19 protein-coding genes are annotated in these 15,892 nt (G+C 35.0%); 6 read left to right on the top strand and 13 right to left on the bottom strand.

Annotation, left to right across the window (positions count from 1 at the left end; genetic code table 11):
• Nucleotides 1-21: 21 nt before the first annotated feature.
• The 13 genes from Ana3638_RS02375 to Ana3638_RS02315 form a co-directional block, all read right to left on the bottom strand.
• Nucleotides 22-510 carry an NAD(+) diphosphatase gene (locus tag Ana3638_RS02375; RefSeq protein ID WP_161836629.1) on the bottom strand — a complete coding sequence of 163 codons (489 nt, stop codon included), beginning with the start codon at nt 508-510 and terminating at the stop codon, nt 22-24.
• A gap of 210 nt (nt 511-720) precedes the next feature.
• Nucleotides 721-1,107: a VOC family protein gene (locus Ana3638_RS02370; RefSeq protein ID WP_161836628.1), complete on the bottom strand. Its 387-nt coding sequence runs from the start codon at nt 1,105-1,107 to the stop codon at nt 721-723.
• Between the two features lie 23 nt (nt 1,108-1,130).
• Nucleotides 1,131-1,616, bottom strand: coding sequence for a GNAT family N-acetyltransferase (locus Ana3638_RS02365; RefSeq protein ID WP_161836627.1), 486 nt, complete (start codon nt 1,614-1,616; stop codon nt 1,131-1,133).
• A gap of 22 nt (nt 1,617-1,638) precedes the next feature.
• A complete protein-coding gene (locus Ana3638_RS02360; protein ID WP_161836626.1) occupies nt 1,639-2,157 on the bottom strand; it encodes a methyltransferase family protein in 519 nt (172 codons plus the stop codon).
• A gap of 102 nt (nt 2,158-2,259) precedes the next feature.
• Nucleotides 2,260-2,685 carry a VOC family protein gene (locus Ana3638_RS02355; RefSeq protein ID WP_161836625.1) on the bottom strand — a complete coding sequence of 142 codons (426 nt, stop codon included), beginning with the start codon at nt 2,683-2,685 and terminating at the stop codon, nt 2,260-2,262.
• Between the two features lie 166 nt (nt 2,686-2,851).
• On the bottom strand, nt 2,852-3,982 hold the full coding sequence (locus Ana3638_RS02350; protein WP_161836624.1) for a hypothetical protein: 1,131 nt from the start codon (nt 3,980-3,982) through the stop codon (nt 2,852-2,854).
• 79 nt (nt 3,983-4,061) lie between these two features.
• Entirely contained in the window at nt 4,062-4,367 is a 306-nt protein-coding gene (locus Ana3638_RS02345) for a hypothetical protein (RefSeq protein WP_161836623.1), read from the bottom strand.
• A 94-nt stretch (nt 4,368-4,461) separates the two neighbouring features.
• Entirely contained in the window at nt 4,462-4,869 is a 408-nt protein-coding gene (locus Ana3638_RS02340) for a GNAT family N-acetyltransferase (protein ID WP_161836622.1), read from the bottom strand.
• Between the two features lie 74 nt (nt 4,870-4,943).
• Nucleotides 4,944-5,477 (bottom strand): AAA family ATPase, encoded by a 534-nt coding sequence (locus tag Ana3638_RS02335; RefSeq protein ID WP_161836621.1) that lies wholly within the window; start codon nt 5,475-5,477, stop codon nt 4,944-4,946.
• Between the two features lie 89 nt (nt 5,478-5,566).
• Nucleotides 5,567-5,935, bottom strand: coding sequence for a RidA family protein (locus Ana3638_RS02330; protein ID WP_161836620.1), 369 nt, complete (start codon nt 5,933-5,935; stop codon nt 5,567-5,569).
• Nucleotides 5,936-6,277: 342 nt separating this feature from the next.
• Entirely contained in the window at nt 6,278-6,802 is a 525-nt protein-coding gene (locus tag Ana3638_RS02325) for a GNAT family N-acetyltransferase (protein WP_161836619.1), read from the bottom strand.
• Nucleotides 6,803-6,909: 107 nt separating this feature from the next.
• Nucleotides 6,910-8,046, bottom strand: coding sequence for a helix-turn-helix domain-containing protein (locus Ana3638_RS02320; protein WP_161836618.1), 1,137 nt, complete (start codon nt 8,044-8,046; stop codon nt 6,910-6,912).
• Nucleotides 8,047-8,244: 198 nt separating this feature from the next.
• Nucleotides 8,245-8,766, bottom strand: coding sequence for a DUF6886 family protein (locus Ana3638_RS02315; protein WP_161836617.1), 522 nt, complete (start codon nt 8,764-8,766; stop codon nt 8,245-8,247).
• A 560-nt stretch (nt 8,767-9,326) separates the two neighbouring features.
• Between Ana3638_RS02315 and Ana3638_RS02310 the strand changes: the two genes are divergently transcribed.
• The 6 genes from Ana3638_RS02310 (at nt 9,327) to Ana3638_RS02285 (ending at nt 15,789) form a co-directional block, all read left to right on the top strand.
• Nucleotides 9,327-10,490 carry a GntR family transcriptional regulator gene (locus Ana3638_RS02310; protein WP_161836616.1) on the top strand — a complete coding sequence of 388 codons (1,164 nt, stop codon included), beginning with the start codon at nt 9,327-9,329 and terminating at the stop codon, nt 10,488-10,490.
• Nucleotides 10,491-10,952: 462 nt separating this feature from the next.
• Nucleotides 10,953-12,443 carry an ABC transporter substrate-binding protein gene (locus tag Ana3638_RS02305; protein ID WP_161836615.1) on the top strand — a complete coding sequence of 497 codons (1,491 nt, stop codon included), beginning with the start codon at nt 10,953-10,955 and terminating at the stop codon, nt 12,441-12,443.
• A gap of 225 nt (nt 12,444-12,668) precedes the next feature.
• A complete protein-coding gene (locus Ana3638_RS02300; protein WP_161836614.1) occupies nt 12,669-13,574 on the top strand; it encodes an ABC transporter permease subunit in 906 nt (301 codons plus the stop codon).
• 17 nt (nt 13,575-13,591) lie between these two features.
• The gene (locus Ana3638_RS02295) at nt 13,592-14,464 is read left to right on the top strand and encodes a carbohydrate ABC transporter permease (RefSeq protein ID WP_161836613.1); all 873 of its coding nucleotides are present in this window, start codon (nt 13,592-13,594) and stop codon (nt 14,462-14,464) included.
• A gap of 123 nt (nt 14,465-14,587) precedes the next feature.
• Nucleotides 14,588-14,890, top strand: coding sequence for a hypothetical protein (locus Ana3638_RS02290; RefSeq protein WP_161836612.1), 303 nt, complete (start codon nt 14,588-14,590; stop codon nt 14,888-14,890).
• Nucleotides 14,839-15,789 (top strand): CehA/McbA family metallohydrolase, encoded by a 951-nt coding sequence (locus Ana3638_RS02285; protein ID WP_330588011.1) that lies wholly within the window; start codon nt 14,839-14,841, stop codon nt 15,787-15,789. Before Ana3638_RS02290 ends, Ana3638_RS02285 begins: the two co-directional genes overlap by 52 nt.
• Nucleotides 15,790-15,892 lie beyond the last annotated feature (103 nt).

The following is a 15,892-nucleotide window of genomic DNA, read 5'->3' as shown; positions in this document are numbered from 1 at the left end:
TATAACTCCACAGTTTCTGATTTATTTTTCGATAGTTTCTTTTACTAATTGCCAGGCAATACTTCCGTCTTTAAGCCTGGATAGTGCTTCTGACAATGGCACCCATGCAGCAGAATCTACTTCCTTTGAAAGGGTAAATTCAACTTTCCTAACAATTGCCTTATATCCCAACATAAGCATATGTTTTTTATCGTAAAAATAACTGCGTATATACTGTATCTTCTTAACATCGAGACCTATTTCTTCTTTTATTTCCCGTATTGCAGTTTCCTCTGCGTTTTCACCCAGCTGCATGATACCGGCAATACATACATAATTTGTTGAAGATACATATTCTTGTCTTATCAACGCAATTTCATCATATTCGTTAATTACGGCGCAGATAACCCCAGTTGAAAACATATCCCATAACGGTACCTGGCAAGATTCACAATATGGTATCATTCCTTCATCGCCAATTTCTCTGTCGATTAATTTATTTCCACAATGTGGACAATATGTAAAATGCATTTTGCTTCTCCTCTTTGATAATTACAATGGTTCAAAATGAAACATTAGGGTAGAAGAGTACCGGATAGAAGAGTTTATTTCTATTAAGCGTTATTAAATCTAACTTCATAACGATTTCACCCTCTTCAACTTCGCCTGCTTCTCTTTTAATGATATCATATTGGATTGCTTTCTGTTGTTCATTCTATCCTTATTATCCAAAAATTCTTACTATACAAATAAGCACCATCGAATACCGTATTTATCAATTAAATCTGTCATTAGTATACTGAATTCACATGGCGCGAGCGGAATCAAAATTTTAGCATCAGTTTTTAACACTTCATAGGCTTTCCTTACCTTTTCTTCGTTGCCGTCTCCATAATGCAAACAAAACTGCATTACATTGCCGGTAACCGTTTCTTCACCAATAATGGCATTTTCTGAATTTCGTTCTGCCACAGCTAAAATTTCACCTTCAATGTCAAGCTCTGAATGCATAAATGTTCCATCTTCATTTGGATAACTGCTGATGAGAACAGCGTCAAAAGCCTCTTGATAAAGAGCCACCGCCTCATCACTTCTTGTAACATATGCTTGCATCATTGATCTTTTCATAATAACCTCCTGAGTTCACTTTTTTACAATTTCATTTCATAATCCATCAATTTTCCGGCATATTCTTGATTCCATTCGTTTTTACGATGTTGTACAAATTTAAAACCAACGCTCTCGTAATTCTTTTGTGCTGACACTAATAGTTCATCAGTAGTAACTATGAGTTTTTGAACATTCTTTTTAGTCATTCGTTTCACAGCTTCTTGTAATTGCATTTTTCCAAATTTATTCCCTTTATACTTCGTTGCAATGCAATTATGACCAATTTCTATGTATTCTGGAATATGTCTTGGATCCCAGCAGATAAAACCGATTGGAGTATCATTCAAAGTGGTAACAAATCCACATTCATCTGCTATGTGCAAATTATCATAAAAAAAATCATCGGATTCCTTCCAGTTCGTTGTCCAATCCCTTTCATATCTGCTTTCAAATGAATATCCATCTTTTGGCAATTCATATATAATTCCCCTTTGGAATTCACTGAATTTTCTAAATTCAATATTCATCAATATTTCCTCCATTGCCTTTCTAAATATAACGCCTTACTTTATTCATATAATCTATGTACTCTTGTCCAAATTTCTTTACGCACCATCTTTCTTCCGATAGGATAATCCAATGTGCGGATATCTGAAACACGAATAGTATTGCAAGTAGTATCAATGACCGAGTAAGCAGCGAACAGCCTAAAAAATAAATAAAATATACCAGATACATCGGATTGCGGGAAAGCTGATAGAGCCCTTTAAGATTAATACCATTCTCCGCAGGTTTTGCAAAATTTAATACGGACACAAGACACAATAAGACTCCTAATCCATATATCGCCAAACCTACATAAAACCAGTATGGATCAGTCTTAATTTTGAGAAAACACAGATATACAAAGATCAGAATGTTGGAAATCTGATAAAACCAGAGTGCCACCTTTTCTTTGCCAATCATCGGAGCGAAGAGTGCAGCACGTTTTAACGCCTCCTTGTCCAATAGGCTTAAAAGTCCAAACCTTATCAGTATAAGCGGTATTACTGTCAGAAAAGCATTCATTTTACCCTCGCTTTCTTAAATAAATAACGATACTTATTTATAGACATCCATCAGACCCATATTTACAGGAATATCGTGAAGTTACTCTCAATTTCATGAATTTTATAACAACCCAAAATGGGGACTCTCGATAATTGATTTCATTTGACATAAGCAAAAAGGGTGTCCGGCGGGATCAAACATAACTCTCCAATTATCGGAAAATTGCTCGTCTGCGATTGTTGCTCCGCAATGGATTGCATATTGAACTGCTTTTTCTAAATTATTAACGGCGAAGTCCATATGTGCCATTTGCTGTTGAGCTTCCGGCTCTTCCGGCCACACAGGCGGTTTATATTCAGGATTCCGTTGAAACAATATACAAGGATAGGTTCCCTGATTGGTCCCCGGAGCGTATACACAGGCATATTCTTCATCCATAAACATTACTTCCCATTTGAGTAACGCTGCATAAAATTTTGCTAATTCATGCGGATCTTTGCAATCCACCGTAAATGAGTACATTTTGATTTTCAATTCATCATCCATAACACTAATACCTCCTAATATAAATAATCTGCGTTTACCCCATCATCGATTCTAACCGAAAGAATTTGTCTCATAATGGGAAGTTCTCTTTACTTCTAATCAGAGTTGATTGTGAACAAAACCAACTCTCATAATGGTAAGTTGCATTAACTTAACCGTTTGCTCATTAGTGGAAGTCAGCAGTGCCACAGAGATATAAAAATTGCACTGCCCAAAAGGTCAAATCACATTCTAGGGCGTACTTGCGCTTGTAATCCGGTTCCAGCCGCACATCAACATAGGGGGTCGGATATTCAATGTTCTTCGGGGAGTAACGTTTATTGTGTGGCAGATCAAATTTCATTTTGAGTATGCCATCGTCACCTATTGCGTCATCAATTCCCGCAATAGAATCCTTTATCACCCCAACGCTTTCACCTACTCCAAGCATTGCGATTTCTGTCAGCAGGCGTCGGTAAGTTATGCTGTCAATTACATCTGCACGAAATGGCCGGATAGGGCTGTTTGACATATTCAGCGGAGAGGGAACGTAATACTTCGAGCCAATCTTGACGTGAATAGGATTTGCACCATGCAGAATTGCGTTATAATGATTAAGTGCATTAGTCATCAACACTATATTTTCCGGTGTTCGCCATGCTTTTGTATAAGCCAAAGCCTCTAAATGGTATTGACATGGGAAACTTGTATTTTCCTCGATATAAGGATAGTTATATTTCGATTTGCTTTGGCGTATCTTAGTTATTTCATTGAGCGATGAGAGGGGCAATATGCTCTCAAACGCTTCCAGCGCGATACTTTGAAAGGGTTTTACATACTCGTCATCACCGAAACCAAGCATTGCCTGCATGGTATAGATTATAATCATCAAACAAAATCCACTGCTGATTCCGCGAAACCGGTTTTCATATCGCTCTACTTCGGGCGGGATATAGGAAAACTCTTTTCGCAAAGTATCCTTGTTACGCATTGCGGCAACGAAATTTACTACAATCGAGTGCGTTTTGGGTATAGCAAAGTAGGACAGCAGACGTGCAGCTGCTTCACCATCCTGCAAAGGTGTTTCGTGAAGTATCACGCCCCGCCAATTATCCCAACTGTGCGCCCCGCTACCAATATATCCGTTCGGCTTGATATATCTTTGCATTAGTTTGAAATGCGGTGTTTGATAGATTTGTTCCAACAGGTTTTCTTCTTCTGTTTTCTTTAGATTGCAGAGAATTTCTTTCCGTAGTCTATATTGAATCACCGGTCCCGCGTTTTCGATAAGAAAATCAATTGATTTTGATAATTTCATAATAATCTCCGCTAATATAAATAATATGTATTCCTTTTTTCTTATAATAGTTGGCTAATAAATATAATGGGAAGTTGGGTTATTCGTTCGGATCTGGTTTCGTTATTGTCCAAGTTGTCATATAATGAGGGTTAAGAACAATCTCACCAGTTGATCTAAAACGATATTCTCCTTCTGGAGCTTCTTGAACAGAATCAAGGTCAGGAGGGAGTTTATATTCAGTTTCAGAATTATGTAGTTTTATTACTATACCTTCCTTATCATTGATTCTAATAATATCACCATGCATTTGTTTTTGCTCTAAAATCATACCATTACTATCCTCTATGGTGATACCTATAATAATATGTTTATTAATCATATGTACTATTTTTTGTTCATCCAACAATGTAATCCCTCCAGCTCTTATAAAATCTGTTTTTACTATATCTAATAGTAAATATAATGGGAAGTTGTACGTTTCTCAAACCAGGAGTTGTCTACTTCCAATTTGCACCTTTTATTTGTAAAGGAGTTCCTTCTTCCATGATTTCAAACCCATGTTTTTGATAGAATATAACATTTTTCTTTTCATCTGGAACCACATCCACATATAGAAAATGTTCGTAATCTTTCAGAAGCATCTTTAATAAAGTTGATCCGACTTGTTGTCCTTGATATTTAGGATTTACTAATAAACAATCAATTGTAGCTTGCCAAACACCATCATCTAATCCTCTTATAAGTCCCATCAGTTTTTCACCATCCCATGCTGAAATTACTCTACTAGAATTTTCAAAGGCAGTTTTTAGCTTTTGTGGAAAATTTCCAGAATACCAATCGACAGATAAAAATAAATCGCTTAACTGCTCTTCTGTAAAATTCTTTATGTATTTAAACTCAATCATTATCATACCTCTAATTAATTTCAAATTATTTTAGATCTTTTATTCATAATGGGAAGTTCAGATGTCTTGAAATTTTATATAAATCTTTTTACTATTTCTAAATTGTATTCCAAACAATCATTTCCATCTAATGTAATGTTTTTACAACGGAGCAATTTCTCCCATTCGTTATGTTTTACTTTACTTCTCATACCTATATCTCCATTGTCATAAGCAGAAGCAAAAAATTCCATATGGTCTTGATACATATCTCCACCAAAATCAATTCTCGAACCAAAATGTTCTCTTTCTCTTCTTTTTAATCGCTCTATTCGTATATTAGTATCCGTTTTTAATCGAATAGCAAGTGTAAATAAAGGTATAAGTTCATCTCCCCAATCAACAAGTGAACCAGATATAACTACCTTATCAGCTTTTTCGAAATCGCTTTTTATCATTGCTAATCTTTCAGCAATATTTCTTTTTTTAGTATAAGGTGGATTTGTTGGTTGCCAAAAATAATCATCTGTATCCATAAAAAAATATCCTAACATATCTCTTATATATTTTCCTAATGTCGATGTTCCAGAACCAGATGCTCCATATATATGAATAATTTCGTTTGCCATATCATTTTCTCCGAATTCAAATTATTCTATTAATCTCTTTATTTGCTTCATAAATATAATGGGAAGTCAACTTCCCTATAAATTGGAACTTATTTAGATGAATATGCGATACCATCTAATTGAAATTGAAGTCCGTCTTCTCCACCTTTATGTGCAAACTCTGTTTGGATAGACTTCCTAACAGGGTATTTTCCATTAAATCTCTCCTTAATCACTTTTTCCATTATTGGAATATTCCAGACATCTCTAAACAAACAATCCATCTGTACCACATCTTCTAGTTCCAATCCCACCATATGTAGCCTTTTTTCCATTTGGTCAATTGCACCATTTATCTGTGCTTCAATTGACTGTCCAATATTTCCGACACAGTAATTCAAAAAATAGAAATCCCCTGCCTTAATCATTCCAGTATGAGCCCCGTCCTCATTCACATCAAATCTTTTTATTTCACTCACTTTTCAATCCTCCAATTTTTAGCTTTTTTCTCACAATTTCAAATTTATCAATTTCCCCTTACTTTCTTATCACTTCATAAATATTAGTGGGAAGCTATAAATGCAACCATATTTTTTTTCTATTCTAAAATCAAATTCGGATGCATGCACCATTTCTATATTATGTAAATCAAATAATTCAATTAGTTCACTAAAATATTGTTTTTCTTCATTTTTGTAGTAACTCATAGTAATATTTTCAATCCTTGATGCTTTCTGTAAATCTTGGATTCTAAGTAAAATATGTTCATCGATAATCCCAATAAAGACTCTCCCGTTTATTCATAAACTTTAAATCGCGAATTAGAATTCTTTTTTATAAATCAACATTCCATTGCCATTAGGATCATCTTCTGCTCCAAATTCTTCTTTGACAAATTCATAACCATTCTTTTCAAGAACTCTTACAGAAGCATCATTCCCATGCATAACACGGCCATATAAAACTTTTATTTCAAAAGTCTCAACTATAAATTCTGTCATTGCCTTTAAAAGTTCTGTAGCATAGCCTTTTCCGCTATGTTTGCTACAAATTCCGTAACCTATTTCTACTTCACCTGATTTTCCTTCAACTTCATTTACACCTGTATCGCCTATCAATTCACCTGTTTCCTTTGACTCAACAGCTAGTACATAAGGCAAATGCTTGTTATTCACACAATTAACATAAAAATTGATTGCCCCTTGTGTTTCTTCAATATTGCCATAACTTTCATTTGGAATCCATTGTTTCACTTCTGCTTCCAAATGGTTTTCATATAAGCGTTGATCATCTTTAAACACGAATTTTCTAATTCTTAAATTCTCTGTTTCAAATATATAATCCATTTTTACTTCTCCTGTAAATTCAAATTATTTATCACTGCATTAGTGCAAAAATTTTAGTTCACAATCGCCACCAATTGTATATTAAGACAATAGTAGATTATCATATACTATGCTCTAAGTTTTTTAGAAATAAAAATGTATTCAGCCATCCATTGAGCCATTTCATTTTCAAAAGGAAACGTATCACAATCGGGAGCAGGAAGTTCCCCATAGATTTGGATACTTTTATTTTCTAAAAATCCTGAAGTTGTGCAGATATTAAGCCAACGCTCAATATCAATAAATTCACACTTCCACCATACCTTTTCTTCTTCATTAACAGAAGAAAGAAGAAGATTCATCCATTTTTTTGAATTTTTGCTCTCAAAACTCTCAATAACAGATTTATTATAAATAGTATGTTTTTCGTTTTTTAAAACCCTGTTTGCTTCACGAAAACCATCAAACATTTTTGCCTGCATACTTTCATAACCGGAATATGAGAACACAAGATCAACAGATTCGCTCAGAATTGGCAAGTTAGCTCCGTCACAGGCAAGGTATATCATTTCAACATAAGGATTTTTCCATTCGGTTGAGTAGAATATTTTGTTCCATTTTAAAATGCGGTGGCTTAAATCGACCATAATAATTGTTACGGGCCAATTTATACGTTTTATTTGATGTTTTATTCCTTGTCCAGTTCCGCAAGCGATATCAAGTATAACTCGCGGACGGAGCTCTGATATTTTTTCCCAAATAACCTCAGATTGATTTATCCCTCTATTATAGTTCGGATTACACGGCCAGTATTGTTCATGCAAGTATTCTTCGTAATTACGATAGCTCAAAGACCATTGTTCGCCGGGTATTTCTCTTGTTCTAAAGTCGACTACTCCATCAACGACATAGTATTGATGATTATTATCGCATTCATATATCAAAGTATCATTTTTCTGTATGTTTAACTTCATTTGCTTTTTGCATTTAGGGCAAATAAGAAATTTATTCAAGTGAAAAAGATCTCTGTCGATATTTATATTTTCATCAAAAAAATTATCTCCTTCAAGAATCGCATTGATTGAGGTATTGCAAATCCATGAAATATTTAATAATATCTCAACATCTGGAAGGGAAGCACCTGTTTCCCATTTTGAAACAGCTTGTGTACTTACAGCAAGTTTTTCAGCAAGTTCAGCTTGCGAATAATTAAGATTATTGCGCAAATTGTTGATTCTTTTACCAACCTCAAGTTTGTCAATCATTTGAAACCCTCCTGTCTTTAGTCTAATGTTACTGCTAAAAACTAACATGTGCAATGGATTGACGGTTTAAATTTATGACTTTAATATCAACTAACGGTAGATATTCTTAAAATTGTATAGTTACATATAATATAACATCTCTACTTCGCTATCGACAACAACAGAGAAGCATTACATATAAATAGTATTTTCTGTTACTTATAATCTTGGTTGTGCATTACCCATCCGGCATATTGACCAATTTAAAGTTGACTCTTTAATTCTGTCCGATATATTCCATAAATTTTTTACGATTCGTAGTTCAACATTTCTTTCAAACAAGGCTGCAAATAGATCATTAATAGTATATTTAGTAATAGGTATTTGAGATACTTTTGATGTATAATATCCAGCAATGTTATCTTGCAATTCAAAACCTTCTGGGTTAAACTCATAAAGAAACAAACATGTATTTTTCATGGTTTTAAACCATATATTTTCAATAATAACAACATGCTGAATCTCAGGTGAAGTAAAAAATACTTCCTTGTCATGTGATGACGTATTTTCACCAATATGGTATGTTACTCTCGGACAATCTCTAGGCGTCAAAAAATTTGGTAAGTGTTTTTCGTCTATTGCCCATACTAACCCAACACTTTTATCTAAGTCATCTCTTTCCGGTATTCTTGGGTTAAATATATCTATATTACTTTCTTCACTTACATGAAAAATTCGCATTTTAGCCTTCCTAATTATAGCCTTACTTTAACTCTTTCAAACTTCCCATTATTGCTATTATGTATAATAGAAACATTACTAAAAATTAACTAAATTATACCATATTATTCCATTAAATACAATTTTCCAATATTAATTAATTGCAAATGATTTACTATCATCGTCCTGTTGAAATACTTCTAAGCCATGCCCATCACAAATGCAAAAGGATAGGAGAGCTAATTCCTAAAGCCCTTGATATTTTATGTTCCCCTAGGAATATCCATAAGAAAAGCCAATTTTATTATAGTATTTCCCTTTGAACATATTAAAGTTAAAGATAGGATTATAGCCAGGGGCTAGGGTGTTTTTCCGTGGGGTGAAATCGGAAAGAAGCTATAGCCGAACCCTGAAATAAACAAATCAATTGAAAAGCAGTTTACAGACAATTCTAAAAATGATAATATAAATTAAAATATATATTTAATATAATGTCATAATTATAAAAAGGTTATTCGGGGAAGCTAATAAAGTGGAAAATTTTTATACTATGAAGTGAAATAAAGTGATGGAGTGCTGGAATGAGAAACGAATTTTTATATAAACAGGTTTATGAAGGAATAAGAGGAAAAATACTGGACGGAACATTCTCTAAAGGAAGTAAACTTCCGTCAGAAGAAGAATTTTGTACCAAATATGAAGTCAGTACAATAACAATAAAAAAAGCGATGAATCTTCTCGTTGACGATGGGATGGTTCACAGGGTTCCCGGAAAGGGTACCTATGTGATGGGAGATACAATTTGCAATCAGGAACTTTCGAAAGTAGAAGATAACGAAAAGATGCAAATCTGTGATAATCCTAATATGGAGAATGAATTAAAGGGAGTTGGACCAAAGGGAAAGAAGAGAAAGATAATAGGACTTGTGCTAGAACATGTTGCTTCTCCATTTGGGCTTGACATGATGTATCAATTAGATCGGGAAGCGGAGAATGCAGGGTATAAACTGTGTATTCGTTTTTCGTATGGCAATAGGGAAAAAGAAACGGATGAAATTGATTATTTGTTATCTCTTAATGTAGAGGGACTTATTATCATGCCTTGTCACGGTGCCCATTATAACACGGCGATATTAAAACTGATTATTGAAAATTTTCCGGTCATCTTAATCGATAAAAGAATGAATGGAATTCCGGTAACCACAGTGAGTACCGATGGAAAGAATGCGATAAAATCCCTGGTAAAACACCTTTATGAAAGAGGCTGTCGTAATATTGGATTAATTACAGTTGATGCAAAAGGTACTTCCTCTCTTATTGATCGAAGAGAAGGGTTTTATATTGGAATAGAAGAAGTTGAACTGACAGCAGCGGAAGAATGTGTGTTAACCCATGATCATACAAATTTTATTGATAAAAAGACAGAACAGGCGGATACGGAATGTATCTATCAATATTTCAAAAAAGCAGGAGGGACTCTGGACGGAGTGGTTTGTACGGAATATGGCATGATGTCATCGGTGGTTCAAGCTTCAAAACGGTTAGCAATTAAAATCGGAAAAGATTTAAAGGTCTGCTGTATCGATGAAGATTATCAAGCATCCGATGGATATTATTTTACACATATGAAGCAGAACGAAAGATCCATTGCAGAATTGGCAATTAAATTATTCATACAAGATAAGATACATCCGGCTATTGATTATGTTGTCCCAGCCATTTTTAACCAGGGAAAAACAACATAATTAAAGTTGAGATTATTTCAGCATATAAACTTTAATACAATATATAAGACTGATACAAAATACACAATACATTTGGTAAAGACGAAGTATTTGTATTTGGTACCAGTCTTTTTGTGGTGCTGTGGATAAGAAAATATAAGTTAGCTTAATTAAATTATTGTTGCTAAATACAAAAGTATATTTTATTCGAGCGATAAAATCATAAAAGTATATTTTAATACATAAATTTGTTGAAAACTACTTAAAATATAGTAATACTTTCTTCGATTCCTTAATTTTTGAGCGGAAAAATATTAAAATTAGACAAAAATTATAATAAAATCATGCAATAAATATATTGAGTTGACAAGATATATTCAATATGATAATATACTTTTATAGCTGATGAAAAGATAAGTTATTATGTAGTTGGGTATCTGGATATTGAAAGCTATGTGTATACTATCCATAAGGAGGAGAATTATGATGTTAAGAAAATTAGTAACGATGCTCTTATTGGTGACAATTCTGGGAGGGATGTTAACCGGATGTGCACCGAAAGCAGATGACACCGATGCGAAACCAATTGGTGTTGCAGAAAACACAGGAGCAGAAACCAAAGAGGATGGAGTTAAAGCAGATGAAGCAACAGTAGAAAAAACTGAGAATGAAACTCAGGCTGGCGGTACTGTTCGTATTATGATGAATGTAACCGGTGGTAAAGATGAAGCAGAAATGCAATTATTCCAAAAAGCTTTAAGTGATGCTACAGGCCTTGATGTACAGATTGAAAAACCGGCATCTGACTATACCACTATTTTAATGCAGAAATTGAATGGTGGAGAAAAATACGATTTAATTTATATCGGAGCATCAGACTATATGAACTTAATTAATCAGGATGCGCTCCTTGATATTACAGAACGCGTACAGGCTTCTGAAATATTATCCAACAATATTGATGAAAAAGAATGGGCTGATATCACAGTAGACGGAAAAGTATATGCGGGATTTAATAAGAAAGAAGTACATAGAGTTGTTGCATTAAACAATGTTATGCTTAAAAATGCTGGCATAGATTATAAGACAATTAACCCCACATTAGATGGATATTATGACATTTTCAAAAAATTAAAAGAAAATAGTACAGATAAAGAGTTTTATCCGTTAAATGCAGTTATGTCAGATGCATGGGATCTTCAGCCATGGATGGCAGCTGCAGGACTGAAATCAGGAGTGGTAATTGATACGGATGGAAAGAAATATGCACCTTTTTCGACAGATGAAGCAGCTCCTGTTTGGGAGTGGTTCATGAAGTTATACGAGGATAAACTATTAGATCCAGGCGCTTTTGTTGATAAATCCAATGACATGCGTTCAAAGATGAGTGCTGCTTCCATGAAAACGGCTGTAACAGTTGATTGGGCTGCATGGGTTGGTTTACACAATGCAAATGCTTTAGCTGGGAATATAACCTCAGAAGCTTATGAAATCGTATCTTTACCAGGTGTTCAAACGCCGGATGGTTCCTATATGTTAGGTAAGGGCGGTGCAAGTTTGTTTGGTGTTCCTGCCAATGCTTCGAATGTAGATGGAGCAATTAAAATTTTAGAATACTTTGCAACCCAGGAAGGCGGAGAACTTCTTTCTGTAGGCATTAAGGATAACGATTATACCGTAGAGGGTGACAAATATGTACTGACAGAAACAGGAAAAGCACATGCGTGCGATCATGGCGCGCCATTTCCAATCATGAAAGATTTTAAGCATCCGGTCGGTTATAATCCTGGTGTAGAGGAAGCTATATCCTATGGTAAATATGCAACCATCGATTTGACAATACCTAACGAAGGCGACTATAAGGCTACTGTTGGTAAGTGGGGTATCCAAATGATAAAGGGAGAAGTTCCCGTGTTAGAAGGACTTGAAAACATGAGAAATGAACTTGTCTCTCTTGGTGTGACGGATAAGTAAATCAATCTATTTGAAGAAATTATGGGGCTGTCTCAAATCATATGGTATTAGCTCGATTAGAAAGATATTTCTGTGAGAGAAGATACGCGTTAACGAAAGAGGCAGTCCCTTTTTCCTTTGAAAAATTTATACGTCTATCATTGGAGAAAGATAGTATTATATAACTTCAGTTATGTTTATTCCGGTAATTATGGAAATAATTTTGACTTAAAGGAGGAAGCGCTAATGAAGACTTCTAAGTATTTGAAAAAAGTTGTAAGATATCGCTTTATTTATCTTATGCTGTTACCAATCATTGCGTATTTTCTGGTTTTTTCATATTATCCTCTTGCCCTTGGTATATTTAACAGTTTTCAGCAGGTTAAAATACTAGGCGGTTCTGAATTCATAGGATTTGAGAATTATATAAATATTGTAAAAAATCCCCTTTATTTGAAAGCACTCTGGAATAGTCTTTCAGTTGGAATTGGTACGTTTCTACTTCAGTTCGTATGGGGGCTTTTAATAGCATTGCTGTTAAATGAGTTAAATAATAAGGGTTTAAAATCACTTCTTCAGACGGCTACTTACATACCTAATATATTATCCTGGGCAGTTGTCGGCGGTTTATGGATTACAATTTTATCACCTGCAGGGCTGGTAAATGGAGTTTTGAAAATGACTCAAGGAGATGTCTTCCGACCGGTTGTATTTATGGCGGAGCCTGCATTTGCAAAGGTGATTATGATTTTTACCGGGGGCTGGAAAGGGGCAGGTTATTATGCGGCGTTGTTTTTGGCAGCGATCGTCTCCATTGATCCCAATATTTATGAAGCGGCTTCCATTGATGGAGCGTCCAGATTGAAGCAAATGATGAAAATAACCATACCCAATATCGTTCCGACCATGAAAGTGATAACAGTACTGGCTGCTATGGGTGTACTTCGTAATTTTGATCAGATATATGTGATGGCAAATTCGTCCATTCTTGACGAAGTCCGAAACTTATTATACCTGATCTTTAATGATGGTGTGATCCAATTTAAAATCGGGTTGGCTACATCGGCAGCAACCCTTGTATTATTAACGACTATGCTTATATCGTTTACAGTACGAAAACTAATTCGGTATGATGATACCTACAATGATTAGGAGGGAAAGAGGATATTATGCAGAAAAAAAGAAGAACAATAAAAAATGAACTGTCCGTCCCTCAAAAAACGGTAGCCGGCATTCTATTATTCATTATTTTTATGCTTATGATAATACCAATGTGGAATGCGTTTGTTGTATCAACATCCACAGCACTTAGTTCAACACAGAGCGGTGTTAAGCTATGGTGGGATGATTTTAGTCTGGAAGGATATCAATATGTTTATAAAGTAACAAAATTATTTCAGCCATTTTTGAATTCCTTTTTTGTTACCACGGTAGGAGTTATATCTCAGGTAGTGTTATCGGCTTTCGCAGGTTATGTATTAATTCAGAAAGACTTGCCATTTAAAAAATTTATTACTTCTTTTATTATGCTGACAATGATGATACCGGGAGATTTGACATTAATTTCAATCTACCAGATGAATAAACAGCTGAACTTACTAAATAGCTACATGGGGCTTATTGTTAATGGATTAATTTCTGGGTTTAGTATATTATTGATGAGAAATTATTTTACTTCCGTACCATATTCTCTAGCGGAATCAGGGAGAATTGACGGTGCCTCGGAACTTCGGATTTTTGCAGGAATATATCTGCCGATTTCAAAACCGGGATTAGCTACCGTATTCTTTATGGAATATGTAGCAAAATGGAATAGTATTATGTTACCTGCCACCTTGATTACAGATCAGAATAAGTATACCTTGCCGCTTATGCTAAAGGCAATGATCATGCAGGATAATTCCACTTCCGGGACAGCATTGGCACCGGAGAACGCGGTTATGGCGACCATAATTATTTCGACGATACCATTGCTGTTGATTTATATTTTTGCGCAGCAATACTTACTGGCAGGAATGAATTTGGGAGCTTCGAAAGAATAAATAAACCTTTGGGGGAATAAGTATCATGAATAAGATAGAAATAAAAGTAGAACGTTTTATTAAAAAGAAGAAGAAGGCTCCTATTTCCTGCTGCCCTTTGAAGTACCGGAGGATGTAGAGAAAGTGGAAATTGCGTATGATTACACAAGGTTTTTAAAGGAAAGAAAAGAAGACAACACCACAATTTTCAGGGAAGTAAATATTATTGACCTGGGATTAAATGGTGCGGGAGGAAGTTATATCGGATCTTCCGGATCGGATCGCAGTTATATATTTATTTCCTCTGTTAAGAGTTCTCAGGGCTTTGCTGCGGCAAATACAGATGCAGGATGCTGGAGTATTATCGTAGGCGCTTATAAGGTACAGGACAGTGGCTGTTTGGTAACCTATCATATCACATTTACAAAAAAGAACGCAGACTTTTAAAAGGGGACACCCATATGCATACTCTCGGCTCCGATGGTACGTTATCGGTAGCAGGTATTGCCAGTCTGGGAAAACAGTTGGGACTTGACTTTATCTTTGTGACAGATCATAACAATTATGCTCATAACTTTCAAAGCGTTGACGTGGAAGGAATCACCGTAATTCCTGGAATGGAATGGACCCATTACAAAGGGCACGCAGGGCTTCTTGGAGTAAAGAAGCCGTTTGAAAGCGCGTTTTGCGTGAATTCATTATCAGAAGCACAGGAAAAATTAAAGGGAGCAAAAAAGAACGGTGCGCTTCTGGTTCTTAATCATCCTTTTTGCCCTAATTGCGGATGGAAATGGGGTATGGAAAACTTTGATTATGATGTTGTTGAGATTTGGAATGGGGGATTACCAATATCTGCAAATCTAAAGTGTTTGGAATGGTGGCATGATCAGCTGTTAATTCAAAGAAAGATTCCTATTGTAGGTGGAAGTGATTTTCATCGCCATGATGTATTGAGTCTAATGGGTATGCCGTGTACCTGCGTCTATGCTAAGTCCAATACAAACGATGATATTGTGCGGGCTATAAAAAATGGAAATGGTTATGTTTCCTTATTTACCAAAGGACCTGATTTGTATGCAGAGGCTGATGGTAAGATATTGGGCGAAACTGCTTCTCTGGGAAGTGAGATAATGATACACTTCTGGAATTTGAAAATCAATGATGAAATTTGCATTGTTACAGATCATGGAATGGAAAAAATTATTTGCGAAGACGGTGTCAGAGAATTGGAATTAAAGAGAAAATATGAAAATGCCAGGTTCTGCCGCTTTGAAGTAATCAGAAAGCTCACACCGGAATTTGGCCAAATGAAGGTGCTGATATCGAATCCGATTTACTTTGAGTAGAGCTAATAAATTATGGAAATAGAGGGGCTGTTGCAAAATAGTCAATTTACTAAACTTGTGTCTAGAATATGCTTTATATTTCTTGAATTTTGTTTCAAGTCGC

The sequence above is a fragment of the Anaerocolumna sedimenticola genome, from assembly GCF_009931695.1.
Taxonomy (GTDB): domain Bacteria; phylum Bacillota; class Clostridia; order Lachnospirales; family Lachnospiraceae; genus Anaerocolumna; species Anaerocolumna sedimenticola.
This window is presented reverse-complemented; position numbering and strand designations above follow the sequence as displayed.

What these genes read in the sequence shown, in the direction of transcription:
- Ana3638_RS02375 (WP_161836629.1), bottom strand. Translation starts at nt 510, where the DNA reads ATGCATTTTACATATTGTCCACATTGTGGAAATAAATTAATCGACAGA.
- Ana3638_RS02370 (WP_161836628.1), bottom strand. Translation starts at nt 1,107, where the DNA reads ATGAAAAGATCAATGATGCAAGCATATGTTACAAGAAGTGATGAGGCG.
- Ana3638_RS02365 (WP_161836627.1), bottom strand. Translation starts at nt 1,616, where the DNA reads ATGAATATTGAATTTAGAAAATTCAGTGAATTCCAAAGGGGAATTATA.
- Ana3638_RS02360 (WP_161836626.1), bottom strand. Translation starts at nt 2,157, where the DNA reads ATGAATGCTTTTCTGACAGTAATACCGCTTATACTGATAAGGTTTGGA.
- Ana3638_RS02355 (WP_161836625.1), bottom strand. Translation starts at nt 2,685, where the DNA reads ATGGATGATGAATTGAAAATCAAAATGTACTCATTTACGGTGGATTGC.
- Ana3638_RS02350 (WP_161836624.1), bottom strand. Translation starts at nt 3,982, where the DNA reads ATGAAATTATCAAAATCAATTGATTTTCTTATCGAAAACGCGGGACCG.
- Ana3638_RS02340 (WP_161836622.1), bottom strand. Translation starts at nt 4,869, where the DNA reads ATGATTGAGTTTAAATACATAAAGAATTTTACAGAAGAGCAGTTAAGC.
- Ana3638_RS02335 (WP_161836621.1), bottom strand. Translation starts at nt 5,477, where the DNA reads ATGGCAAACGAAATTATTCATATATATGGAGCATCTGGTTCTGGAACA.
- Ana3638_RS02325 (WP_161836619.1), bottom strand. Translation starts at nt 6,802, where the DNA reads ATGGATTATATATTTGAAACAGAGAATTTAAGAATTAGAAAATTCGTG.
- Ana3638_RS02320 (WP_161836618.1), bottom strand. Translation starts at nt 8,046, where the DNA reads ATGATTGACAAACTTGAGGTTGGTAAAAGAATCAACAATTTGCGCAAT.
- Ana3638_RS02315 (WP_161836617.1), bottom strand. Translation starts at nt 8,766, where the DNA reads ATGCGAATTTTTCATGTAAGTGAAGAAAGTAATATAGATATATTTAAC.
- Ana3638_RS02310 (WP_161836616.1), top strand. Translation starts at nt 9,327, where the DNA reads ATGAGAAACGAATTTTTATATAAACAGGTTTATGAAGGAATAAGAGGA.
- Ana3638_RS02305 (WP_161836615.1), top strand. Translation starts at nt 10,953, where the DNA reads ATGATGTTAAGAAAATTAGTAACGATGCTCTTATTGGTGACAATTCTG.
- Ana3638_RS02300 (WP_161836614.1), top strand. Translation starts at nt 12,669, where the DNA reads ATGAAGACTTCTAAGTATTTGAAAAAAGTTGTAAGATATCGCTTTATT.
- Ana3638_RS02295 (WP_161836613.1), top strand. Translation starts at nt 13,592, where the DNA reads ATGCAGAAAAAAAGAAGAACAATAAAAAATGAACTGTCCGTCCCTCAA.